Below are 22,240 nucleotides of genomic sequence, written 5' to 3'. Positions count from 1 at the left end.
GCCCGCCTCGGCTTCCTTCAGAATGCCAATGATCTGCTCTTCCGAAAACTGCTTCCGCTTCATTCCGTCCGTCCCTTCAAGGACCGGTCTCTAGTTCCAACTGGATGAAGAAACGGGGGTCACGTCAGTTCGGATAGGTTTGGGTTGCGAAACTTAACCGACGGAGATCCCGATGACCGACGATACGATGAACCTACAGGCGCTGTTGGGAAAGAGCGCGGACGCTGGTTTTCTGCGCGAGATGATCGGCTTTGCCGCGCAGCGGCTGATGGACCTAGAGATCGGCAGTCTAACCGGCGCTGGCTATGGCGAGAAGAGCAGCGACCAGCTCGCACAGCACAACGGCTACCGCGAGCGCGACTGGGAGACGCGGGCCGGCACGGTGGAGTTGCGCATCCCCCGCTTGCGGACCGGCAGCTATTACTTGGCCTTCCTCGAATCGCGCCGACTTGTCGAGAAGGCGCTGACCGCGGTCGGCAGGAGGCTTACATTCAGGGCATCTCGACCCGCTCGGTCAATGATCTGGTCAAGGTCATGGGGATGAGCGGTATCTCGAAGAGCCAGAACCTGAATAGCCCCTAGATTTCTGGACGCCTTCAATCCTAATTTTGAGGATAGGAGGCGACGATGGGGAAGCCCAATTTCAGCGATGAGTTCAAGCGTGACGCGGTGGTGCAGATCATGGAGCGGGGTTACCCGGTAGCGGAGGTTTCGCAGCGCCTCGGCGTCAGCCCGCACTCGCTGTATGCGTGGAAGAAGCAGTTTGCGAAGGTGGCGTCGGGCGATGCCAATAAGGACGCCGAGATCCGCCAGTTGAAGCGCGAGTTGGCTCGGGTGACCGAGGAGCGAGACATCTTAGAGACCGTTTGAGAATGGTCAGGGATGTACGATCCGGCGCAGCATGAGGCTACCGAGGGCGACATGGATCATGGCCTCGGAGACGTCGAGGCGCTGTTCGTAATCGCGAACGAGGCGTTTCCATCTGGTCATCCATCCGAAGGTGCGCTCGACGACCCAGCGCCGGGGCAGGACCTTGAAGCCGGGATCCTTATCGGTGCGGCGGATGATCTCGAGGACGAAGTCGCGATACGCAGCGGCATCCATGAGGCGGGTACGGTCATAGGCACCATCGGCGAACAGATGCTTGAGCCACGGCCACCGCTTTCGAATGGTTGCCACGATCGCCTGAGCCCCGGCGCTATCGGAAATGTCGGCGGTGGTGAGATTGACCATCAGCAGCCTGCCGTCGGTATCGACGGCGATGTGTCGCTTGCGGCCGACCACCTTCTTTCCGGCATCGAACCCACGCTTTTGCGCCGCTGGCGCCTTGATCGACTGGCTATCGACAACGGCGGCGCTCGGGCTTTGTTCGCGTCCTTCGCGCTCGCGGTCGAGCATCAGCGTGACGTCGTGGATCGTGCGGAACAGCAGCCGGCGTACGAAGCGGCGGAACCACCAATATACCGTTTGCCACGGCGGAAAGTCGTTCGGCAACATCCGCCAGCCACCCCCCGTCCGGGCAAGATAGCGTAATGCGTCGAGCACCTCGCGAAGATCGGTCTTCGGCTTGCGCCCGCGTTTTGGAACTGGCGGCAGGAAAGGCTGGACGAACCGCCATTCCTCGTCCGTCAAATCGGTTGGATAGCGCTTCGCTCGTCGTTCAAATCCAGCCATCCGGCCGCGGCTTTCTCGGGTCCACATCCCAACTCTGAATCATGCCGCAGAGCGTACTTCAACCCATTCTCAAACGGGCTCTTAAAAAAAGCCACCGCGTATTTCGCCAGGGATGCCAAGTGAGATACGCCTTTGTCGCGGAGCATCAGAACCAGTTTGGCGTCCGCGCGATGTGCCGGTGCCTGGCGATCCAGCCCAGCGGTTTCTATGCCTGGCGCAAAGCGCCGCTGAGCCGGCGAGCGCAAGAAGATGCTCGGCAGATTGCATTGATCCGGCAGGCCTGGAGCGACAGCGGCAAGGTCTATGGGTATCGCAAGTTGCACGACGATCTGCTCGATCAGGGCGAGACCTGTTGTCCCAATCGCGTTGCCCGCCTGACCAACCTGGCAGGCATCAAGGCGCAGATCGGCTACAAGCGGCGTCCAGGCAGCTCAGGAGGAAGGCCTTCGGCCGTTGCTGCGAACACTTTGGATCGCCAGTTCGACGTGCCGCAGGCTAATCGCGCCTGGGTGACGGACATCACTTATATCCGCACGATGGAAGGCTTCGCCTATCTGGCGGTCGTGCTCGACCTCTACTCCCGTCGCGTGGTGGGCTGGTCGCTGCAAAGCCGTCAGACAACCGATGTGGTTTTGCAGGCCCTGCACATGGCGGTCTGGCGGCGTAAGCCGAAGAACCGCGTGCTGATCCATTCGGATCAGGGTTCGCAGTTCACCAGTATGGACTGGTCTGCCTTCACCCGGGCTCACAATCTGGAGCACTCCATGAGCCAGCGGGGAAACTGCCACGATAACGCCGTCGCCGAGAGCTTCTTCAATCTCCTCAAGCGTGAGCGCATCCGGCGACGCACCTGTAAAACGCGCGAAGAAGCGCGGCAGGACGTGTTCGATTACATCGAGATGTTCTACAACCCGATCCGCAAGCATGTCAGGAACGGGATGCTGTCGCCCGTCGAGTTCGAACGGCAGCAGGCTTTGATGGCTCAAGGCGTCTAGAAAACTAGGGGCTATTCACCTCATGCTCCGCCGGATCGTACATCCCTGACCATTCTCAAACGGACTCTTAATTGAAAAAGCATCTCCGTCCCCGCTACCGAGTAGCCTAATTTATAATTACTTTGAACGCGTGTGCTGTTCGTACAACGCCCAAGCATCTTCAATAACCACCCCTTGAGTAACACCACGCCGCTGGGCCTCCTCTGCAACGCCATCGGCGACGTCGGGGAGTACTTTGGCGTGAATCTGACCTGTTCTCGGGCTTGGACTCCGCCCTCCCCGTCTTCTGACTGGGTCGCGAGGCAAAAACCCATGCTCTGTTGCTGCGGCGTCGGCGGCAGCAACAGAACGATTGTCAGCTGGCTTGTTCTTGGAGCGAAGCCCTCCAATATCAATTTTGAATGGGGCGCTATCAGACATTATCGCCTCCTTGCATGAGACGGTTCAAGACCGCTTGGGTAAATTTTGCAGCGTTTTCGCGGGCTGCGTTCGCATTGCCCTGCGCTGGCATTGTGTATAGGTCGCCTCCGAACTCGAAAAGTGCGGAGAATGCTGACCGTTCAAGCAAATCGGGTTCAATTACATCGACGCCGCTTTCCTTAAGAGAAGCTACAATTCCAGAATGTTGTTTCGAACGAATAGTTTTCGTCATAGTAAAAACAATTGCCATAGGAATATTTCGACCGAGCGCTTCTTCTTCCTCTGCTATCAGGCCAATCGTTCTAGCACCAACGGTTGCGTCTAACGTAGTCGCTCGCATTGGAGTTAGTACGAGGTCTGCTTGAGAAATGGCTCGCGACATTAAGCGCGACGCTACGCCCTCAAGATCAACAATGACGATATGCTGATCACGGTCATACTGCTTTATCGTCTTAATGATGGTCGATTCGGATACGTCGACGATCACCTCAATCTTTTCAGGGAGTTTGCCGCGGGAAGCCCATAGGCTCACCGACCGGTTAGGATCGCAATCCAAGAGGGTCACTGGGACACCAGCATGAGCAAACTCGGTCGCGAGGATCACTGCAGTCGTGCTCTTCCCTGCCCCTCCCTTTGGCGAAGCAATAGCAATCGTCGGCATACACAACGTTCCTTTACAACGCCTCAGTCTAATCCGATTGCAACGCCAACCCGATTGTAACGCCAACCCGATTGTAACGCCAACCCGATTGTAACGCCAACCCGATTGTAACGCCAACCCGATTGTAACGCCAACCCGATTGTAACGCCAACCCGATTGTAACGCCAACCCGATTGTAAATATAACCTGGTTACCTTGTTAACCCAATTGTAATCGTAACCCGGTTGGAATGCCAACCTGATTCAGTCCTTAACTAGATTAGATAACCAACCCGGTTTGAAGGCCAACCGGATTGAAGGTTGTATCTGGTCATGCAACCAACTTACGCGGTGCCTTGGCCCGCCGCGCACGTGCAAGGGGGGATTAGGGATGACACTGTTACATCACTAAAGTTCGAGGCCGAGATTGCGCTCAGGGATAACGGCGGGTTTGACATCGCCGCGCTCGAGCGTGCGTTGGCTAAGGAGTGCGGGATCCTTGCTGGGTTCCTTACCTGCTATCGTGCCGGGCAGATCAGGCAGCCCTTTCAGCTCATCGATTATGACCGCCATGCCGAGACCATCGCCATGGTCCCAGCGCGAGCGATCGCCGGCAGGCATTGCGGTCAGATCGGCGGGGTCAGGCAGGTCGCGCAACATGATCGGACCGTTCGTCGGCTGCTGACCTAAACTTGTGGCTGGAGACGCAGCCATTGGTGGCAAACCAGCGGGCAGCGGCGGCAGGGCAGGGGAGGAGGCAAGCCCCGCACGCGCAGCGGCGCCATCGATATCCAGCTTTCCGGTCGCCTCCAGCGCGGCGGTCTTGTCGCCGGGGTTACGGTCGAGCTGGGCAATCAGTTTGCTGAGATTGTCGACGACCATGGTGAGGCCGTCGCGGACGCGGGTGACGCCGACGTTGAACAGCCGCTGGTTGGACAGGTTGGTCTCATAGCTCGCCATCATGGTGATCGCACGGTCGGTCGTGACGCCCTGCGCCATGTGCATGTTGAGCGCATAGGCCAAGTCGATCCGCGACAGCATCGGATCGCCCTTGGCCAGCGTCACGACGTCCTTCGACGCCAGCTCGACGGTGACGGCCCCGTCCTCAATCCCGACGATCCGCGCGATTGCGGCGTTGAACAGCCCACGTTCCTTGTCGTTGGCGGTCCAGCGGATGCGATCGCCGGCATGGATCGCGACGCTCTGGAGCGTGGTCAGCTCGAGACGGTTTTTCCGGTCTAGCGGATCGATCCTGCTCGGAGTGATCTTCTGCTTGCGACCGTCCCGCTCGATCTCGACGTGACCGTTCTTCATGACCCTGGTGACGGTATAGTCGCCGCGCTTGAGGTTCAGCTCGGGGACATGGCCGGTAACGCGCAGTTGCTGGCCGGGCTGGTAGTTATGCGCGTAGCGCAGTTCCTCGCGGGTAAGGTTCACCCGGTCATGGACGGTGACGTCGAGGCGCTCACCGGTCAGCGTCCCCTCAGCCGCCAGGCCGTCCTGAATCCTTTGGTTGATATGGCCGCGCGTCTCGCGGCCTGACGCGAACACGGCCGTCGCCTCGCGCTCTTCCTTGGTCAGACCCAGCCACAGGTCGGCGGCCTTGTCGGCGGGGTTCTTGTCCTCGATGACACTGTCACCGAGGACCCGCATCGCCTCGCCCGCCTTGCCGACGTTGGCGAGCGCGGCGACGGTGCGCAGCGTGTCGGTCCGCTGGCGGATGTTCTCGTCCATCCGCGCGGTGGCGATCCCGCCGGCCTGGGCCATGGCGAACGCCTTGCCGGCATCGATCGAGGACAACTGCTGGCGATCGCCGACCAGGCCGACGCGCTCGACGCCGAGCACCTCGGCGACGCGGACCAGTTTCAGCATATCGTCGCTCGACACCATCGAGGTCTCGTCGACGACGATGATCGTGTTCTTCAGCTCGTCCCGCCGCACCTGGGTCGCCTCGCCCTTGGGGTCGGCGAGATAGCGATCACCGTTCCACAGGAACGACGCGATCGTCTGCGCCTCGATACCGGCGCCCTCCTTCATGTCGGCGACCATCTTGTTCTGGAAGGCGAGACCGAGCACGCTGCGGCCCTCGCTCTCGGCGACGCGGGCGACCGCCTGGAGCATGGTCGACTTGCCCGCGCCGGCGACGCCCTGCACCGCAACGACGCGGTCGCTGCTCGCGATCATCAGCGTGGCGGCGGCAAGCTGGCCGGGGTTGAGGTCGTGCGGACTGGCGGCCTGGAGCCGGGCAGGGGCCTCGGCGGGGGCGACGACCGGTGCGACCTGCCCCTTGCCGGCTTCGATGCGACCAAGGATCTGCTGCTCGGTAGCGAGCGCCGCGCGGGTGGTGACGCCGGCGTAGGCGACGCCCTGTTGGCGCACCTCGCCGGGGAGGAGCAAGCCCTTGTCGACCAGCCTGTCGATCCGGGCGGAGACGTGATCGACGGTGACGCCCTTCAATCCAAGATCGAGCGCGGTCTTGGCGAGCCGGTCGGTACCGAAAGCCGCCTCGCGCTGGGCATGGATGCGGACAGCAGAGGCGACGGCGAACTGCGCGCGCGCGGCGGCAGGGCTGGCGACGATACGGACGATCGCGCGGTCTACCAGCGGGTCGGGCGAAGCAAGGAGATGGCCAACCAGCTCGCGCGCGCCGGCGACCGCGCCGCGGATGGCATCGACGCTCCGGGTTACCGGGTTTGCATCGGCCGGCCGTTCGGCACCACGCAGCGCGGCGGCGAGCTGCTGTTTGCCGTCGAACCCTAGACCCGCTGCCTTCTCGCGCCAGTCGCGGACAAGGGCATCGCGGTCTTCGACCGACAGCTTGGGATCGCGGGTGCGGTTGGTGACTTCTCGCAACCCCTGCGCGCTCCTGATCCCGAGCTTGTCGGCGGTGGCGAGGATGTCCTGACGGCGTTGGCTGAACGCCTCGATGACCTTCGTCGGTACGCCGGCGATCTCGAAGGTGCCGTGCTTGCCGGTGGTCTGGGTTTCGTAGCCAAGCTTCTCCAAGCCTTCGCGCAGGAAGGCGTGATAGACCGAGCCGATCACGGTGTTGCTCGCCCAGATGCGATCTGCATGAAGCGCCTGCCATTTGCCGTCGGGCATGCGGGTCATGTTGGCGACGATCGCATGGACATGTGCCTGCGGGTCGAGCGCGCGCGAGGTGTCGTGCTGGAACAGCGCATAGGTGAGGTTGCCGGTCTTGACCGGGACCGACTTTCCGCCCTCGTCGCGGCGGCCTTCGACGAGGTTCTTCTCGATCCACGCCATGGTCGCGCGGACCGCCTGCATGTGGACGCCCTCAGGTCCGAGGATGCGTTTGTCGCCGGCGATATAGGCCATCAGCGACACCGACTTGGGTGCCGAAAAAGTGAGGTCGAACCCGGCCCGCCTGCGCGCCGGGTCGCCGATCTGCTGGCCGTCGGGAAGACGGCCGTTCAGCACCTGCTCGAACGCCTCGCGACGCACCTCGCCGGTGAGGCCGGCGGCCTCGGCACCGGCCCCGCCCCACAGGCTCACATCGCCGTCAGCGGTGTAATATTCCCCGCTCTGGAAATCGTCCTTGGCGAAGTAGCTGGCGGCCCCGCTGGCAGAGCGCACCGATGCGATCGAGTGCATCGGCGTCAGTCCCCCATGCCCAGATCGTCGTCACCGCGATCTGCCCCCAGACCGTGCCGTTCCTCGATCGTCGCCTGGTCCTCGACCGGGGGTGGGGCAGGGGGCTTTGCGTCATTGCCCGAAGTCGCCGGTTCGCCCGTTCGATTGCCCGCGTCGCGGGCATGTTCGTCATCCGGTTCGTCATCGCTCGCAGGCTTGTCAGCGCCTGCACCGCGCGGCGCGAAAGGATCGAGCCGATCGGCCGCTTGGTGGTCCTCCTGACCGGGTGTCGCGGTGGACAGCGGATCGCTCGACGAAGGTGCAGGCAGTGCCGGAATTTCACGAGCCGTCACATCCTCGGCTGCATCGTCCTTGAGCAGTTCCGGCGCACCGTTGCGACCACCAGCCTCACCCGACGTTTCGCTTGATCCTTCTTCTCCGCGCCCTTCCTTCTTCTTCGTTCTGGGCACCCGCACGAAGCCCTCGGCGACGGTCGGATAGGCGCGCCATTCGAGCTTGATGTCGGCGGCGGGGAAGCCCTCGGCGAACTTCACGAACCCGTGCATGCTCGGCAGGTTGACGATGTCGTCGGGCAGCACCAGTGGCTCGACCTGGGTGCGCGGGGTGATGGTCGAGGCGTCGCGGGTCGAATTGTGACCGTAGCTATAGGCCTCGTCCATCTCGCGGACTTCGCGATTACCGATGTAACGGGCACACTGCTCGGCGGTGTCGAGATCGGCGGCGGCGAGGATCAGTTTGGTGCGGGCAAGCGACGACAGGTTGCGCGCGTTCTCGGGGCCATAAACCTGCACCAGCTTGTCGAAACTGTGGAGGCCAAGGATCATCGCTCCGCCGAAGTTGCGCGCGGTCTGCAAGCCCTGCTCGATGGCGGGGAGACGGTGCAGCGCACCGATCTCGTCGAACATGAACCAGGTGCGAAGCGACCGGCTGTGCTTCATCGTCATCAGCGAATGGATGGCGAGGTTGGACCACAGGGTCAGGAGCGATTTGTTCATCTCGAGGTCGACGTAATTCGAGGTGATGAACAGCAGCCCGCCCGGCGCCTTTTCCTGCGTGACCCACGAGCGGATCGAGAAGGATTTGCCCTTGTCGGGCAGTGCCCGCAGCGCCTTGGCATTGGTGTTGAAAACGGCCCGGATCGATTCCGCCATGCGGGCGGCTTCGGGGGCGGTGAGCGGGTCGGCGATGGTGTTCTGCAGATAGGTGTGGACGTCGGTGAGGTCGGCCATCATCAGCTTCTCGGCGAGCGCCCGGGTGGTCGCCTGACCGTGCTCGATGAGCTTGAGGCACATCTCGATGAAGAGGGTGCGCGCGGCCATGACCCAGAAGGGGTCGGAGGCCCCGCCATCGGACGGGATGAGGGCGGCGGCAGCGGCGGTGAACTCGCTCTCGGTGTCGCAGTCGTCGAAGATCGACCACGCCGGACAGCGCGTGTCGAGAGGGTTGAGAATCGTGTCGCGGGCGGGATCGTAGAATGCCTCGACGTAGGAGCCGGTCAGGTCGAAGATGACGGCATGATCGCCGCGCGCGCGCATCTGGCTGATGAGGTCGCGCAGGACGGTGGTCTTGCCCGATCCGGTGGTGCCGATGAGCATGGTATGCGCCTGCTCGGTCCGATACGGATAGGGCAGTCCGGCCAGCTTGTAGGGGTAGTGCAACCCGGCGGCGGCGAGCGCTTTCTGGGTGAAGGTCGCCACCTGTTTTTCGGTGAGACCGTGGCGATCGCGCGCTTCCTTGAGGAACTGGGCACGGTTGTACGCGCCAAGCTCGGTGCGCAGCACCGCATGCTCGACCAGCGCGGCCCCGCGCTTGTGGCGCTCATCGAGGATTTCGCGACCGCGTCGCTGCGAATAATCAACGAACCAGATCGCGAACGGAATGGTGGTGAAGGTGGCGAGCAGCAGCGATCCGATGAGGCCGCGCACCGCCTTGTTCCAGGCGCGGATGACCTCACCGACATACGGCACGAGGCCCATGACGGTGCGGCGGCGCGAGCCGTCGGGCATGAGCAGGTCGACCGCCTTGGTTTCGTCGAACCCGATCCAGTGCCACAACCATGCGAGGACGCGCATGCAGATGAGCTGGACGTTGTTCTCGTTGAGCGTCAGCGAGAGGATGACGCTGTAGGCGAGGAAGAAGAGCAGCCCCCAGGTGATGATGGGCACCTTCGCGCCCGAGTACCACATCCGCACTCCGTGCGAGAAGAGCTGCGAACCGCGAGTAAAATTGCCCGAGTTGCGCGGCGGTTTGCCGCGCCCGGAGCGGTGCTTGAGCTTCAGGGGGCGGCGATCGGAGCGGATGTCATTCGGCATGGTATTTCTCCATGCGGCGGTCGGTTTCGGCAAGGATGCGCGGGCGCAGGTCGGGATACTGCTGGGTGATGATCGCATCGATCGCGATCTGCGAATATTCGCTGATACGATGGTGACGCAGATCACCGGCTTTCAGAGCCGATCTGTTCGACAAAAACTGTGCGACAGCGATCCTCAGAACATCAGATACCGACCGCCCCTCCGCTCGCGCGATGGTTTGCAGCTGTTCGTGATGCTCGGCACCGATGCGATACGCACGCTGATGCGATTTTGTATTCAACCAAACCTCCTAGCAGGGAGGCTGGTGGGGTCTCGTAAAGCAAGAACTCGCTAACGAATTACTGCCTCCGCTTCAAGAACGTATTTGACTCCGTACAATCAGAGCTGATCTCGCTGGGTCTCGTCCAAGCTATTGAGATACATTGCTCTTGCAGCAGGAAATGGGAATTTTCCGTGCCCGAACCCCACTGGGACTTATTATGTAGTTCGCTGGGACTATGGGGTTCTGCGCTGCTAACGGTCTGATTTGATCGGTAAATACCGGCGGCGCAGCCGCGTACGGTGTGCTACTCTTCTGTCCTGTCCCATGTGTTGTTCTATGCCTTCTCGTTCTTCACGTTCGAGGCTTGCGGGAACCGGATTCCGACGGGGCACGACGTCGCCGTAAGGCGGGATGACGCGGGCCGAAACAGGTCGCGGGTGAGGGTCGGCCGATGCCGGGACAGATGCCGCATGGTGGTGCTTTCGTCATGGGGCCGAAGGGGGTAGGGAGGGCCGTCCAGAACCCGATGAGCCGACATGAAAGGTTCAAGGAAATGGCGAAGTCACTGAGTGAGGAAATGACCTCGATTCTAGCCGAGGAGCGCAGGCTCGCTGAGCGTCGCAAGGCGCATCTGGTGAAGGTGCGTGAGGCTAGTATCGCGAGCATCGAGAAGGCGGGTCTGCTCAAGCTGCCGCTCGATCGTCTCGAGGGTCTGATGAAGGCGGTGAAGACGCTCGGGGTGGAGGAGACGGAACGTCGGTTGCAGGCGAAGGCCTGACGCGACGATACCGTTCATCCGGCCCATGGCCGCGTCGGGGTTCGATGCCCCGACGCGGCCAATTTTTCGGTGGCGACGGTCGTCCTTCAGCAGCCGTTTCCGGTGGCCCCGGTCTTGGCGGTATCAAGCAAAAAAACGGGACGTGGCAGCGGGTGCTGCGACGTCCCGATAGGGTGTCGATCAATGCGCTGGTGAATGGTCCGGCGGGGGTTTCAGCTCCACGCCATCCGGGCGGTGGCGGGCTCCTTCACCGCACGTCCCATGGCGAGCAGATCGGGCAGTTTTCGCGCGAGATAGGGGTCGGCATCGATGCGTCGCCGGATCGTCGGATTGGTCAGCCGATCGCGCAGTTCGGAGAGGGGAACCGCACCGACGCTGTCGGCCTCGATCCCAAGGGTTTCGAGCAGGGCATAGGCGTTGCCATTGGCCAGATTCAGCTCGGGCGCTGCGTCGGGATTGTCCGCCAGTTCGAGCCGGATCGAAGCGCCCTGACGGGTGCGGGAAATGCGGACGCGGCGGCCGAGATACTGGGCTTCGTCGACCACCGCGATGACGGCCGGATCATGGTCGAAGATCGCGGTCACGACGGCCAGTGCGAGCGGGCAGACGCGTGCCTCGAACGAGAAGATCGGACCATCGATCGTACCGTAATCGGGGTATAGCATCGGGGCGGAATCGCACCCTGTGGCGTTGGTCAGTTCGGCGACGAATGTGGCGAGTTGATCGGCGGTGACAGGCGCGGCAGGGATGGTGGTGACATTGCCGTCATCGATGCGGAACGTGATGGTCATCTCGACCTCCTTCATGAGAACCGCACCCCTCTTTCCCTCTTCTCTCCGGCGATATGCACGCCCCTTCGATACTGACGCCATGGGGGCCGGATTTTGCCGATCATGGCAGTGCCGGCGAGGCGTAAGCGGTGCCCGATCCATCAGGATCGGTGGACCGCGAGCGAGGCGGACCGGCACCGGTTGGGCATACGACAAGGGGCCGTGCGGACGATCCGCACAACCCCTCGATGTCGCGTTATAGTGACGGGAGCCGAAGCCCCCGCCGAGACCTATTTGATGAACTGGGCAACCATCCCGAGCAGCGTCGTGAACAGTGCGCAGATGGCAATGATGCTGGTGATGATGATGAGCCACGTCCGCATCTGATCTACACCGGATTTGATGCCGTCCATGCTCGTCTTCATGCCGTCGAACCGGGCATCCATGCTCGACTTCATGCTGTCGAGTTTGAGTTCGAGAGCCTTGTTCGCCTGTCCGACCGCCATGTCGATATGCTCCTCGACCGCATCCACGACCTGTTGTGCCGTATCGGGGTCGATATTAGCGTCGGTCAGAGCCCTGAACAATATGACTTCCACGGTGGTTCCTCCTTCGTCGTGATGACGATCGTCCTCGCGTCGGGCGGGGTGGTGAGGGTCAGGGACCGCGAAGCGGCCGCGTCAGCGGCGGTGGGGGCAACGATTTTGCGCAGCAAAATGGTGGGGCCCCGCCGTCCTTGAGGCTCGCCGCGCCACCCGACAGACTGGGAAGATTCGAGAGAGAGTTTTTCCCCGCGGCAGCAGCACCGGGCGGGCTCGATGCCCGCCCGGTGCTTGGCACGGCCGATGCGTAGCCAGGGGAGGCCGAAGGGCCGGACCGAAGCGAGCGAGCCGGGCGCCCGCCGCCCCGTGGCAGCCCCCTGGAGGTTTGCCGGACGGGCGTCGCTGGATCGCGGCAGCGCGATACCGGAGGGGGGAAGGCGATCGGGTGCGGCATGGGCGGCGCGGCCCCGTGCCGTGGCGTCCATGCCGCACCCGATCGCCTGGCGTGGGGGGAACCAGTAGGGTTTCCCCCACAAGCGCTACGCTGGCCGAAAAGGGGACCGGCTGCGGGGCAATTCCCGCGCGCCGGTCCAGTCCATTCCTGCCAAGGAAAAGGGGGGCGGCGTGGGGTTCGCCGCCCGTGTTCGGATCAGCCCGCCCGGCGCTGCTGGGCGGGGGCCGGTGCCTGTGCGTCGTAGCGAAAGGCATGGGTCGCGACGTTCGCCTTTTTCAGCACGGCGAGCAGGTTGGATTGCAGCCCCGACCCTTGGCAAACGATCGCCTCGACCGGATGAAGGTTGACCAGTTGTTCATTGCGAACGAACCCGGCGCGGTTGCCGTAACGCGCGATCTGGGGCACGAACCCAACCAGCGGAACCTTGCGGCTTGCGGCCCACGCGGCGGCAATGGCGTCGCAACCTTTCCGCTGTGCCGTCGTGCAAAGCGTCATGTGCGGGATGCGCGCCTTGATCGCGTCGAGGCGGTCGTAAAGCTGCTGGAAGTCGTGCCATTCCTGCCCGCCGGAAAACACGACGATCGGACCGGTCGGCGCGCGCTGTTCGCGGTGTGCGGTGGCGCGGGCCTTCAGAAAATCGGCGGCGGCGATCTGGCTGGCGGTGGTCGCGCTGGATACCGTGGTTCCGCGCGCCGCGCTCCATGGCCGCCCGGTCATCACCCGGTAGCAGTCGGCGGCATAGTCGCGCATACATTCGATGGCGGCGCGTTGCTCCATCTTGGTCTGACAGCGCAGTTGCAGTTCTTCGAGTTCGACCGCGTAAATCTCCGACGGATCATAGCAGCGGGTCATTTCCAGCAGGTCGCGGGCGAGCGTGTCTTCCTCGCGCGCCAGTTTCTGCGCCTCGTAGTGGAAGCTGTTTACGAAACCCCATGCGATCGCCTGCGCGGACGGCTCAAGCCGGGTATCGCGAAACAGGTCGAACAGCGTCGTCATGATGGCGCGGGTGTCAAACTCCGCCTCGACCGGTTCGGGCATATCGAGTTGTTCACGCTCGCCGCCCGGCTCCATGATCTGCACCTCGCCGACGTCGCCGAACGCTTCGCGGAAACCGGCGCTGGTGGTGTCGTCGCGGATCGCGTCGTTGATTGCCTCGGTACGGAAGGCGGCGCGGATTTCGGCGTCCAGCGCGGGGTTGCCGGTGGTGCCGTCCGCCGTCATGTCGTCGGCCGGGTCGCAATCGGGGGTGTCGCCCCGCGCGGCCTTGGCGCGACGGGTTTCCCAGCCCTTGCGGGCGGCGGCGGCGCGACCGTTCAGGGCTTCGCCCATGTCGGAAAAGTTGCTAAAGCGGCGGTCAGTCGTCGGCTTGGTCATTGCATCACTCCATTGGCAGGGCAGGCGGTCAGGGTCGGGGGAGCGTTTCAGCCGCTCTCCCCGCCCGTCTCTTTCGTGGTTTACATCGTGAAATCTTCGGCCAGCTCGCGTTCGTCGGCCATCATCCGGCCGTCGTTGCCGACGTTACCGTTGCCGAAGTCGTCGTCACGGCGCGGACGGCGGTTCTGGCGGGTGCCGTCGAAGTTTTCGCGGCGCGGGGTCGGACGGTTCCAGACGACGCGGTAGCCATCCGTTTCGTCGCCGAACAGCATCACCGGGAGGGGTTCAGCCATGCTCGGGTCGTCCAGACGCCCCTGATAGAACACCTCGCCGCTCGCATTGCTGGTGGCTTCCCACAACGCGCCGATCTGCACCCACCGCTTGCCGTTGAACGCCATGATCTCGAACCGCGGGGCGCGATCGTTCTCGCTTTCGGTCGGGTTGAGGCCGAGGCGGGGCAGGTCGATGCTGACCGTGGCGACAGAACCCAGCAACTGGCCGCGAACCATCTTGAACTCACCGATGTTCATCTGACTTCTCCATCCTGTCGGGGGCCTTTCCCCCTTGCCACCGGTCTTTGGGGCCTCTCCCCGTCCGGCATCTTTCTTTTACCCCCTCCCCTTCAAGTATTGAAGCGCATTGATTTCTTGACGCCAAAGTCATCGTACACGGTGAGTCCGAGCATCATGAAAACTAATCAAACAACGCATTGACCGTATTTCGGTCAATACTATTGCCAGACTGCCCCGTTGGGCGAAGCCCCGGCCTGTGATCTCATCGCACCCGGAGCCGTCCTCGCAGGGGCTCAAGCGGCGGGCGCGGCCGGCGGGGTCAACACGAATGACGGAGGCTCCGCCCCGCTTGCGGGGTGGAAACCGTAGGGCCGTCAGGCCCGGTATTCTTGTTGAGGCGTCTTCAAACGAACAAAAGCATCGCCCGCACATGCGGGCGATACCGCATTGACGCCGACCCCGCCGGACGGGTCTGCCACGCAGAGACACTGAGAGGCGGCGAAGGGTGCGATGAGATCATTGGCCCAAAAGGGGCACATCATGCGCACGAGCGCATGATTCCACAGCCGCAGGCTGCCGGCGGCGAACGTGGCGCCAGGTGTGACGGGCCAGACGGAGAACGGCCGTCTGGCCGGATCCTTCGCGTTCAGGACCGGGGACGGCGCTTGTGATTGCCGGTGCGTGCCGGACAAGGGATCGTTACCCGCCAGGGCGGAGACGCGCTTCAGCGTGGCTCCGGTCGGCCTTGGCCGACTAGAGCCCGGCCCCGCCCGTGGGCGGGGTGGCCCCGATCTCAAATATGACGTTTGGGTACATAGCTGTTGCATTAACGCCTTACGGCTTTGCAAACGCCGCTACCGTTATCCGCGTGTGGGCCGTAACCTAGCCATCCACGACACAAGTGGAGGCTCCAGCGCCTGTACTTTAGTGCAATTGCAGTAGCTGTATATGAAGTTTGGCGGCCGGACATCTAGCGACATGGTCGCCAGTACTCACCACCGGTTTTTGCCAACCCTTTTAAGCGATACGCATGAACCCGAAGGGGGAGGGGAGGGGGAAGGGAATAACGCAAATATATTGATGCCGCTCTGCCATACTATGGAGGATGCGACGCTAGCAATCCCATATACGCTTCTACGTATATTGCTTGATTAAACGATTTTCCGTATATTGCACCTAGATACGTAAAAGCGTATGGGGAACAAATGCGTACGTCGGTTCGATCATCGAAGCTATTGGGCGAAGCGCTTCGTCGTGCGCGACGCAGCGCCGGACTCACTCAGAAGGAACTTGGTCAACGCACCAGTTTGCGACAGGCCACTATTTCGGCGCTGGAGAACGGTGAAGGAGCGACGCTCGATACAGTATTTTCTGTGCTGACGGTGCTCAATCTCGACCTGCAACTAACAACACGGGCCGATATGGTACCCGCACTTGATACCTTGTTTTGATATGGCGGGTCGCTCATCTGCACTCGACGTATTACTGAACGGCCGACGGGTAGGGCTGCTGTCGCGCTCTGCCAATGGCGCGATCGACTTTCGATATTTTCGCGACTGGCTCGATTGGGAACACGCGATACCCGTATCGCTGTCACTGCCGCTAGACACGCTGCGCTACAGTGGTGCCGCGGTGAACGCGGTATTTGACAATCTGCTACCCGACAACGAGGATATCCGCCGCCGTATCGCCGGCCGCGTGGGAGCGGCAGGAAGTGACCCGTATAGCTTGCTAGCAGCGGTTGGACGCGATTGCGTTGGCGCGCTCCAGTTCCTGCCCGAAGGGGAAACTGCTGCGCCCGCCGGTACTATCGACGCTGAATCGCTCGATGAAGCCGAGGTCGCAATGTTGCTGGCTAATCTTGCACGAGCGCCGCTTGGTCTGACCCGAGATGATGCGTTTCGTATTTCGATCGCAGGAGCACAAGAGAAGACCGCATTATTGTGGTGGGAAGGGAGATGGCATAAGCCGGTCGGGAGCACGCCTACGACCCACATCTTCAAACCACCGATCGGCAAATTGCCGAACGGCATCGACCTGTCGCACAGCGTCGCAAACGAGCACTTGTGCCTTACTTTCCTTCGCGAACTGGGCCTGCCAGTCGCCGCGACCCGGATCGAAACGTTCGGTAATCGCCCGGTACTGGTCGTAGAACGGTTCGACCGGATGATCGCCCGCGATGGCCGCCTACTGCGCGTGCCGCAGGAAGATATGTGCCAGGCGCTGGGAGTATCACCGGTGCAGAAATACGAGGATCACGGTGGTCCAGGCATCGTCGACATGTTGCGGCTGCTTGCCGCCAGCGATCACCCTGAACGGGACCGCCGAATGGTGATGATGGCAATGATTGCGTTTTGGCTGATCGGCGCGACCGATGGCCATGCCAAAAATTTCAGCATTCATTTGCGGCCGGGTGCCCGCTTCGTCGCAACGCCGCTATATGATGTGCTCTCAGCCGAACCGAGCCTTGCCGCGCAGCAGGTCGATCGACGGCAGATGCGGCTTGCGATGGCGGTGGGCGATAAGCGGCGCTATCGTCTCGATGAAATCGCCCCGCGACATTTCCTTCAAAGTGCAGCACGCGGTGGATACGGTACGGCAACAACGCGGGATGTTTTTGGCAATCTGAATGCGACTGCCGAAACGGCATTCGAGCGCGCGGTCCATCAGATGCCAGCGGGAACACCGGCGGCACTGATCGATCCGATCGGTATCGCAATCCGTGCCCGTATTCGACAGATCGAATTACTCTGAACAACACCTAATCGCATCATGTATTTTACATAACATTTATTATCAGACCGACTCAATAGAAAAGCGGAGTAGGCGCTCGACAACGGGAACGGATTGTAGACGAAGTAAAGTCCGTCAAAGCAACATTACCGCCTAATGGGTTCGCAAGCGACGCCATCACCGTCACCATCCATGTGCGGCCCATAGCCCGGGGTTCCGCGGCGCAAGGGAACCGCGCCGGCACGTCGTGCCTCGGCGCAGTTGCGGTAGCTCCAGGTGGCACCCGATTGCGTGGCAGGCGGTTGCGCCGACCGGCGCGGTCCCACAGCCGCTGGTACCCGGCCGCCGAGTTTGAAGAGGCCGCAGTCGGTCCCGACGAGGGCAAACTGATCCCAGTCGGGCCGATAGATCGCGTGACCCGCCGCGATCTGCGAGCAGGAGAGGTCAACGCCGTTCACACGGATGCGGGCGAGGGTACGGTCATAGACGTCACGGCCGACCCGCTCGATGGTGGCCATGCCGCGGCTCGCTGTTTCCAGCGCGACCTTGGACGCAAACGGATCGCCGGGTGCGCATTGGCGGCCCTCAGCGCAGTGTCCCGGCAGTTCGGGCGCATCGATGCCAAGGAGACGGATTCGCTCCTCGCCACAGCGAAGGGTGTCGCCATCGACGGCGATAAGCATACAGGCAAGGGTGACGAACGGCATGGCGTGGTTCTCGCAGCTTGGCATTTTCGATGAAAGGCGATGTCATCATCTGACAAAAGTCGTAGGCTCGCGTCAAAGCTTGCACCACCGAGCGGCCGGCGGTTAATCAGGTGGCAGCTCGACACCCACTATCTTGCTGAGGCGGAACAATGAACGATCGCGTGCGGATGGTTGTGGTCTACGTGACCATTATTCCAGTAACGGTGTTCATGCTGTTGTTGGCTGTCATCGCATTACCAAATCGGGACCTGGATGCTTAGGACGATAAGCAAGGGGCACATCGCTACGCGAACAATCCCCACAGGAATGATAGCCAGGACGCTACGGTGATAAGCACGAATACCGTCAGTTCGATATACAGCACCCATTCCCGCCGTTTCATCTTGCACCCTTGCGCAACATTTTGTCCAAATGCCCTGCCACCCTTAGGACCGATCAAAGCGAGGTCTAGAGCGAATCCTTGTCTGCGGTGCGCGCAGGATGGATACTCCGGGCGCCCATATGGGATCTGGAGGGTTGCCATGCTCAAGTCAGTATTGCTCGCGGTGTCGCTTGCGTTGATCGCCGCTGTTCCTGCCAACGCCGCCCCGTGCCGGGATACGAAAGGCAAATTCATCAAGTGCCCGCCCGCTCCGCCTGCCAAGCCGGTGAAGTGCAAGGACGCCAAGGGCAAGTTCGCAAAATGCGGCACGTCGGGAGCAACACCTGTCAGGTGATCGTGATCGGTGCCGTCGCCATGACGGCACCGTTTCGGATCGCCAGTCGGGATTGGCGCAGCCGCGTCGAAATTAGGAGTAGCGCGGACGCTCGACGGGAAATCGAGCAGGGGGAATGCCATCGAACACGCAGACACGATGCCGCCCGCCCCGGTAGATGCAGGAATCGACGGGGAGCTTGTAGCGCTGGAGCCGATCGAGGAGACGGTTGGCACGGGCCATGACGCGGAGCGCGGTATCCTCGCTGGTATGGATGGTGATCGCGCGGACGAAGGTGCCGCAGTCGAAGTACCATCCGCCTTCCTCGGATCCACCATAGGCGCGGTCGGTTTCGTAGAAGGCGAGGATATGGCGCATGGTTCGGTTGCCGTTGGGGGACAGGGTCACAATGACCCGCCCGCCCTGCCCTCCCCGCCCCCTCTTCTCCTGTTGTCGAAAGCACGAAAGGGAGATCGGACGTGAGGAAGTCAGGCTGCTACCAAAAAAATAGGACAGCCCTATTGACCTATGTTCCCGTATTGTTCTAGCTGGGGTGTACCGACCGAAGGAGGCTGCCGCGATGAAACCGACCGATTTCCTGCACGACTATAATGTCGATCTGCCGCTGATGGACGCGATGAAGGACGAGCAGCTTTCGATCACGCGGCGGTTGCTGGCACGCGCGCTAGTGGGCAGCGGCTATGACGAAGCCTGCTATTCGACGCAGGAGCTGTTGGAGACGTTCCTCGCGCTCCAGAACGACCGTCGCAAGAAGATCACGCATGGCGAGGGCTACCTGATGGCGGAGGCAGTCCTCGATGCGCGCAATCCGCTGCAGATGCGGCTGTGGTACATTCTCGACCGGCTCGAGGTCGGCAAGGCGTTCGTCGAACTGGGCTGGCTGAAGGGGCTTGCGCTGCGTCGGGCGGGCATGGTGCGCCAGATGCACGAAGCGGGCATCGCGGTGCCGCGGGTGCCCTCGCCGCACGGCGCCAGCGGATCGGTGTCGGAGATGATGGCGGTCGAATCGCCGTTCGACGCCTGATATCGGATCAACCGACATTTTCACGGCCGCGCAGGGGGACCTTGCGTGGCCGTGTTGCATTTCGGGCTGTCACGCGACGTGTGCGAACAGGGATGCCGTGTCAGCCGGCGGTGTCGCAGTGACCCGATGAGGCTGGACCGGATCGCCGGTGCCGATGACGAAGCATTCCTCGCCACCGTGACGGCGCTGCTGGACGGCGATGGCATAAGCGTGCTCGAACGACGCGAGCCGGGCGCGAATGGGTGACAAGGGCATGGGTTATTCGTCCTTTGTTAAGGATGTTTGTGCCAAAGTGGCTTCAGACGGACGCTACCGGTGCCGGTGGGTGAAACCCCGACAATATCGGATGCGTTACGGTTCCCGGTCTCATGGTGACATGGAGACCCTTCGAGGGCGGGATCGTGGCGGCTGCTACCGCTGCGATCCCGTTTTGATTCAGACTGCGTCGCATGACCTTGCCGCTCGGACCGCCACAGGTGGTCGATACGGCTACGGGTCGTGATCTTCCTTTTCAGCTATCGGCAACCCGGGCGCGGGCGGCGGCGGCCTCATCGGGCCAGGCTGCCGTGAGGTTGCCATGCAGGGTCGAGAAATCGGCGACGGGAAAACTGCCGTCAGTGGTAGGACGCGTCACCAGCAGCGCGGAGACGATGACATCGCGCAGGTCGCGCACGGTGACGGCCTGGGACCGGGCATCATATTCGACCGGTGCGGTAAGTCCGACCTCGATCCACGAAGCAAGTCCGCCTTCGACCTGTTCGACATAGGCGACGACGGTTTGGTCGTCTGCCATCACCGGATCAATGGACAGGACCAGGGTGCGATAGGTGCCGAAGTCGTGATGGTTATCCTGGATGCCGAAATGGCAGCCCTCGGGCGGCGGGCCGAAGCATGCGATCAGCGCGGCACGGTATGCGACCAGTTCCAGGCGGTTGAGGCGAGCGAAGTCGTTGGTACGGCCGAGCTGGGCGCACGCCTCGCTGGCGGGGCCGGCGCCGAAGTCGATACGATGGGGCATGAACATTCTCCCGGATCATGTGTGATCCGAAATCTGTTCGCCCCCTCCTCTCCATACCGCTGTGACCGCACCTTAACGATCCAGAAGTTCGATCTCCCCTGGAAATACGAGAATGGTCCCCGCTCCCTTCCCCGGCGCCGGGGTGTCGAGCCGCGCGAAGAAGCCTGCCAGATGGGATTAGACGATCGTGCCCTCGACATCGGCTTGTCCCTCACGCCGGATACGCACCCGCCTGCCGACCAACGGATGCGATGGCGGGCGGATGGGTTGTTCGGCGAAGTCGCGTCGCAGCCGGGCGGCAAGGTCGTCGGGTATCACCGTAAACGGTTCTGCCAGCGCGATCGCGGCCTCGGCGGTCGGGATCTCCCCCGGCGCGGTGCCTTGCCAGAAGATCACCCTTTCCCTCGATCCTTTCGAGAACACCTGAACGAAATAGGTGGCAAGCGGTCTGTCCCATCCGATCACGGCATGGGACACCTCAGGTCGATCGGGATGGGCGGCAAGCTGGTGGCGGCTCATGTCCAGTCCTTCAGGTTGGGCAACGATAGCAGTTATCGTATACCGATCGGAATTGTCAGGGTGGGTGCAGTCAGGCGGCGAGCGCCACGGCAGGCAGTCCGGCCTCAAAGCGATCGAGCCAGTCGCGCATCGTCGGCCGCTCGCCGAGCGGTATCGTCGCAGCAACGTCCTGGAAGCGGATCAGCTCGGTCGGAGCATCGCGCACGATGCGGTCGATCTCGTCTGCCGGCAGCAACCGTTCGTGGCGGATGAACAGCGTCATCGATCCCGGACGTGCCTTGGTCGATCGTCGCCATAACCCCTCGACGGTGTGCAGCCGCGGCGCCGCGCGCGCCTCAACCAGCACGATGAGCCGCAGGCAGCATGCCGGCAGCGCGCGGATCTCCGCCGGCCTATTGGCGATGCACAGCCAGCAAGCCGACTTCGGCGGAACCGGCAGCCCTTCGGCCTCGATCCGGGTGGTGCAGGCGTCGCGGTCCCAGCGCCAGTCGCGCAGCGGATATTCGCAATCGTAGAGCGGGTCGTCGATCGAGAGCGCGTGGTTCGCGCGGAGCGTGTCGCGCGGCCCGGCGTCATAGCCGATCAGGCGGACGACGCGTTGTCCCCGCTCCCACGCCGCGATCGCCGGTGGCCATGAACGCAGGAAGGCATCCTGCGGTGCCTTCTTGTATTTGAGGCTGCACGAGCTGCCGCCGAGCGATTTGCTCGGCAGCGTCGCGTTGGTCAGGCACATTTCCAGCAGCCCGTAATAGGGGGGCCAGTGTTTGAATCGCTTGGGCTGGTACGAGACGATCTCATGGTGGATGCCCCTTGCCCGCATCCACGGCCCGATGACGTCGAGATAGGCATAGGTTTCGGGCTTCTCGACCGCAGTATCGGCCGTCAACACGAGATCCGGGGTTTCGCCCCGCGCCACCAGCTCGACCAGCAGTGCGGTGCTGTCGACCCCGACGCCATAGGCAAGGACACGGGGCGGCGGGATCATGCTGTCGCCTCGTCGACCGGGTGGGTGTCGAACGGTGCGTCGACCGCCTCGAGCCATTCGTCGGAAAGCTTCAGCGCCGCGATGCGGGCGAACAGCGCGGCCCGGAGTGCCATGGGGGTGAAGTCGAGACCGTTCGGATCGTCAGAGATGACGCTGAACGCGATCGTGACCGCGTGATCGTACCGCGCCAT

20 protein-coding genes and 3 pseudogenes are annotated in these 22,240 nt (G+C 62.4%); 8 read left to right on the top strand and 15 right to left on the bottom strand.

All coding sequences use genetic code 11. From position 1 onward, the window contains the following. Positions 1 to 172: 172 nt before the first annotated feature. Together LRA89_RS16020 and LRA89_RS16015 are read left to right on the top strand one after the other, a co-directional pair. Positions 173 to 564 (top strand): annotated as a pseudogene (locus LRA89_RS16020) (transposase); the annotation flags it as partial. Between the two features lie 63 nt (positions 565 to 627). Continuing rightward, positions 628 to 861: pseudogene (locus tag LRA89_RS16015) on the top strand (transposase); the annotation flags it as partial. Positions 862 to 876: 15 nt separating this feature from the next. Here LRA89_RS16015 and LRA89_RS16010 read toward each other — a convergent pair. Continuing rightward, positions 877 to 1,701 (bottom strand): IS5 family transposase, encoded by an 825-nt coding sequence (locus LRA89_RS16010; protein ID WP_230771804.1) that lies wholly within the window; start codon positions 1,699 to 1,701, stop codon positions 877 to 879. A gap of 53 nt (positions 1,702 to 1,754) precedes the next feature. Between LRA89_RS16010 and LRA89_RS16005 the strand changes: the two are divergent. Further along, positions 1,755 to 2,669: pseudogene (locus LRA89_RS16005) on the top strand (IS3 family transposase); the annotation flags it as partial. Positions 2,670 to 3,081: 412 nt separating this feature from the next. Here LRA89_RS16005 and LRA89_RS16000 read toward each other — a convergent pair. From LRA89_RS16000 to LRA89_RS15985, 4 genes are all read right to left on the bottom strand, one after another. After that, positions 3,082 to 3,750, bottom strand: coding sequence for a ParA family protein (locus LRA89_RS16000; protein WP_230771802.1), 669 nt, complete (start codon positions 3,748 to 3,750; stop codon positions 3,082 to 3,084). A gap of 386 nt (positions 3,751 to 4,136) precedes the next feature. Next, complete coding sequence (mobF, locus tag LRA89_RS15995) at positions 4,137 to 7,343, bottom strand: MobF family relaxase (protein ID WP_230771800.1); 3,207 nt, start codon at positions 7,341 to 7,343, stop codon at positions 4,137 to 4,139. Between the two features lie 5 nt (positions 7,344 to 7,348). Then, positions 7,349 to 9,655 carry a type IV secretion system DNA-binding domain-containing protein gene (locus LRA89_RS15990; protein WP_230771797.1) on the bottom strand — a complete coding sequence of 769 codons (2,307 nt, stop codon included), beginning with the start codon at positions 9,653 to 9,655 and terminating at the stop codon, positions 7,349 to 7,351. Further along, positions 9,645 to 9,935 (bottom strand): hypothetical protein, encoded by a 291-nt coding sequence (locus tag LRA89_RS15985; protein ID WP_230771795.1) that lies wholly within the window; start codon positions 9,933 to 9,935, stop codon positions 9,645 to 9,647. Before LRA89_RS15985 ends, LRA89_RS15990 begins: the two co-directional genes overlap by 11 nt. A gap of 559 nt (positions 9,936 to 10,494) precedes the next feature. On the opposite strand from LRA89_RS15985, the gene LRA89_RS15980 reads away from it, so the two are divergent. Then, positions 10,495 to 10,695: a hypothetical protein gene (locus LRA89_RS15980; RefSeq protein ID WP_230771793.1), complete on the top strand. Its 201-nt coding sequence runs from the start codon at positions 10,495 to 10,497 to the stop codon at positions 10,693 to 10,695. A 212-nt stretch (positions 10,696 to 10,907) separates the two neighbouring features. Here the strand turns inward: LRA89_RS15980 and LRA89_RS15975 are convergent, their stop codons facing one another. From LRA89_RS15975 to LRA89_RS15960, 4 genes are all read right to left on the bottom strand, one after another. Further along, complete coding sequence (locus LRA89_RS15975) at positions 10,908 to 11,486, bottom strand: hypothetical protein (protein WP_230771791.1); 579 nt, start codon at positions 11,484 to 11,486, stop codon at positions 10,908 to 10,910. Positions 11,487 to 11,755: 269 nt separating this feature from the next. Then, positions 11,756 to 12,064, bottom strand: coding sequence for a hypothetical protein (locus tag LRA89_RS15970; protein WP_230771789.1), 309 nt, complete (start codon positions 12,062 to 12,064; stop codon positions 11,756 to 11,758). Between the two features lie 592 nt (positions 12,065 to 12,656). Next, positions 12,657 to 13,835: a DUF2493 domain-containing protein gene (locus LRA89_RS15965; protein ID WP_230771787.1), complete on the bottom strand. Its 1,179-nt coding sequence runs from the start codon at positions 13,833 to 13,835 to the stop codon at positions 12,657 to 12,659. Positions 13,836 to 13,915: 80 nt separating this feature from the next. Then, positions 13,916 to 14,365, bottom strand: a complete 450-nt coding sequence (locus LRA89_RS15960) for a DUF736 domain-containing protein (protein ID WP_230771785.1) — start codon at positions 14,363 to 14,365, stop codon at positions 13,916 to 13,918. Positions 14,366 to 15,552: 1,187 nt separating this feature from the next. Here LRA89_RS15960 and LRA89_RS15955 point away from each other — a divergent pair. Further along, positions 15,553 to 15,798, top strand: coding sequence for a helix-turn-helix transcriptional regulator (locus LRA89_RS15955; protein ID WP_230771783.1), 246 nt, complete (start codon positions 15,553 to 15,555; stop codon positions 15,796 to 15,798). A 1-nt stretch (position 15,799) separates the two neighbouring features. Continuing rightward, entirely contained in the window at positions 15,800 to 17,101 is a 1,302-nt protein-coding gene (locus LRA89_RS15950; protein ID WP_230771781.1) for a type II toxin-antitoxin system HipA family toxin, read from the top strand. A gap of 125 nt (positions 17,102 to 17,226) precedes the next feature. Here the strand turns inward: LRA89_RS15950 and LRA89_RS15945 are convergent, their stop codons facing one another. Next, positions 17,227 to 17,787: a thermonuclease family protein gene (locus LRA89_RS15945; RefSeq protein WP_230771778.1), complete on the bottom strand. Its 561-nt coding sequence runs from the start codon at positions 17,785 to 17,787 to the stop codon at positions 17,227 to 17,229. A gap of 521 nt (positions 17,788 to 18,308) precedes the next feature. Here LRA89_RS15945 and LRA89_RS15940 point away from each other — a divergent pair. Then, positions 18,309 to 18,503: a hypothetical protein gene (locus tag LRA89_RS15940; RefSeq protein ID WP_230771776.1), complete on the top strand. Its 195-nt coding sequence runs from the start codon at positions 18,309 to 18,311 to the stop codon at positions 18,501 to 18,503. Between the two features lie 72 nt (positions 18,504 to 18,575). On the opposite strand, the gene LRA89_RS15935 is transcribed toward LRA89_RS15940, so the two are convergent. Then, a complete protein-coding gene (locus LRA89_RS15935; protein ID WP_230771773.1) occupies positions 18,576 to 18,860 on the bottom strand; it encodes a hypothetical protein in 285 nt (94 codons plus the stop codon). Positions 18,861 to 19,062: 202 nt separating this feature from the next. Here LRA89_RS15935 and LRA89_RS15930 point away from each other — a divergent pair, with 202 nt between their 5' ends. Continuing rightward, the gene (locus tag LRA89_RS15930) at positions 19,063 to 19,527 is read left to right on the top strand and encodes a hypothetical protein (RefSeq protein ID WP_230771771.1); all 465 of its coding nucleotides are present in this window, start codon (positions 19,063 to 19,065) and stop codon (positions 19,525 to 19,527) included. Between the two features lie 511 nt (positions 19,528 to 20,038). On the opposite strand, the gene LRA89_RS15925 is transcribed toward LRA89_RS15930, so the two are convergent. The 4 genes from LRA89_RS15925 to LRA89_RS15910 all read right to left on the bottom strand — a co-directional run bounded on the left by LRA89_RS15925 (position 20,039) and on the right by LRA89_RS15910 (position 22,240). After that, entirely contained in the window at positions 20,039 to 20,545 is a 507-nt protein-coding gene (locus tag LRA89_RS15925) for a hypothetical protein (RefSeq protein ID WP_230771769.1), read from the bottom strand. A 177-nt stretch (positions 20,546 to 20,722) separates the two neighbouring features. Then, positions 20,723 to 21,064, bottom strand: coding sequence for a hypothetical protein (locus tag LRA89_RS15920; protein WP_230771767.1), 342 nt, complete (start codon positions 21,062 to 21,064; stop codon positions 20,723 to 20,725). Positions 21,065 to 21,134: 70 nt separating this feature from the next. Further along, a complete protein-coding gene (locus LRA89_RS15915; RefSeq protein ID WP_230771765.1) occupies positions 21,135 to 22,049 on the bottom strand; it encodes a hypothetical protein in 915 nt (304 codons plus the stop codon). Beyond that, entirely contained in the window at positions 22,046 to 22,240 is a 195-nt protein-coding gene (locus tag LRA89_RS15910; RefSeq protein WP_230771764.1) for a hypothetical protein, read from the bottom strand. The genes LRA89_RS15915 and LRA89_RS15910 overlap by 4 nt, the downstream gene beginning before the upstream one ends.

The sequence above is a fragment of the Sphingomonas sp. Leaf4 genome (genome assembly GCF_920939515.1).
GTDB lineage: Bacteria > Pseudomonadota > Alphaproteobacteria > Sphingomonadales > Sphingomonadaceae > Sphingomonas.
This window is presented reverse-complemented; position numbering and strand designations above follow the sequence as displayed.

Bases quoted from the DNA above. Each gene is read 5' to 3' on its own strand.
- LRA89_RS15980 (WP_230771793.1), top strand. From the start codon at position 10,495: ATGACCTCGATTCTAGCCGAGGAGCGCAGGCTCGCTGAGCGTCGCAAG.
- LRA89_RS15945 (WP_230771778.1), bottom strand. From the start codon at position 17,787: ATGCCGTTCGTCACCCTTGCCTGTATGCTTATCGCCGTCGATGGCGAC.
- LRA89_RS15955 (WP_230771783.1), top strand. From the start codon at position 15,553: ATGCGTACGTCGGTTCGATCATCGAAGCTATTGGGCGAAGCGCTTCGT.
- LRA89_RS15960 (WP_230771785.1), bottom strand. From the start codon at position 14,365: ATGAACATCGGTGAGTTCAAGATGGTTCGCGGCCAGTTGCTGGGTTCT.
- LRA89_RS16010 (WP_230771804.1), bottom strand. From the start codon at position 1,701: ATGTGGACCCGAGAAAGCCGCGGCCGGATGGCTGGATTTGAACGACGA.
- LRA89_RS15910 (WP_230771764.1), bottom strand. From the start codon at position 22,240: ATGGCGCGGTACGATCACGCGGTCACGATCGCGTTCAGCGTCATCTCT.
- LRA89_RS15965 (WP_230771787.1), bottom strand. From the start codon at position 13,835: ATGACCAAGCCGACGACTGACCGCCGCTTTAGCAACTTTTCCGACATG.
- LRA89_RS15935 (WP_230771773.1), bottom strand. From the start codon at position 18,860: ATGCGCCATATCCTCGCCTTCTACGAAACCGACCGCGCCTATGGTGGA.
- LRA89_RS15920 (WP_230771767.1), bottom strand. From the start codon at position 21,064: ATGAGCCGCCACCAGCTTGCCGCCCATCCCGATCGACCTGAGGTGTCC.
- LRA89_RS15930 (WP_230771771.1), top strand. From the start codon at position 19,063: ATGAAACCGACCGATTTCCTGCACGACTATAATGTCGATCTGCCGCTG.
- LRA89_RS15915 (WP_230771765.1), bottom strand. From the start codon at position 22,049: ATGATCCCGCCGCCCCGTGTCCTTGCCTATGGCGTCGGGGTCGACAGC.
- LRA89_RS15990 (WP_230771797.1), bottom strand. From the start codon at position 9,655: ATGCCGAATGACATCCGCTCCGATCGCCGCCCCCTGAAGCTCAAGCAC.
- LRA89_RS15975 (WP_230771791.1), bottom strand. From the start codon at position 11,486: ATGACCATCACGTTCCGCATCGATGACGGCAATGTCACCACCATCCCT.
- LRA89_RS16000 (WP_230771802.1), bottom strand. From the start codon at position 3,750: ATGCCGACGATTGCTATTGCTTCGCCAAAGGGAGGGGCAGGGAAGAGC.
- LRA89_RS15940 (WP_230771776.1), top strand. From the start codon at position 18,309: ATGCTCAAGTCAGTATTGCTCGCGGTGTCGCTTGCGTTGATCGCCGCT.
- mobF (WP_230771800.1), bottom strand. From the start codon at position 7,343: ATGCACTCGATCGCATCGGTGCGCTCTGCCAGCGGGGCCGCCAGCTAC.
- LRA89_RS15925 (WP_230771769.1), bottom strand. From the start codon at position 20,545: ATGCCCCATCGTATCGACTTCGGCGCCGGCCCCGCCAGCGAGGCGTGC.
- LRA89_RS15950 (WP_230771781.1), top strand. From the start codon at position 15,800: ATGGCGGGTCGCTCATCTGCACTCGACGTATTACTGAACGGCCGACGG.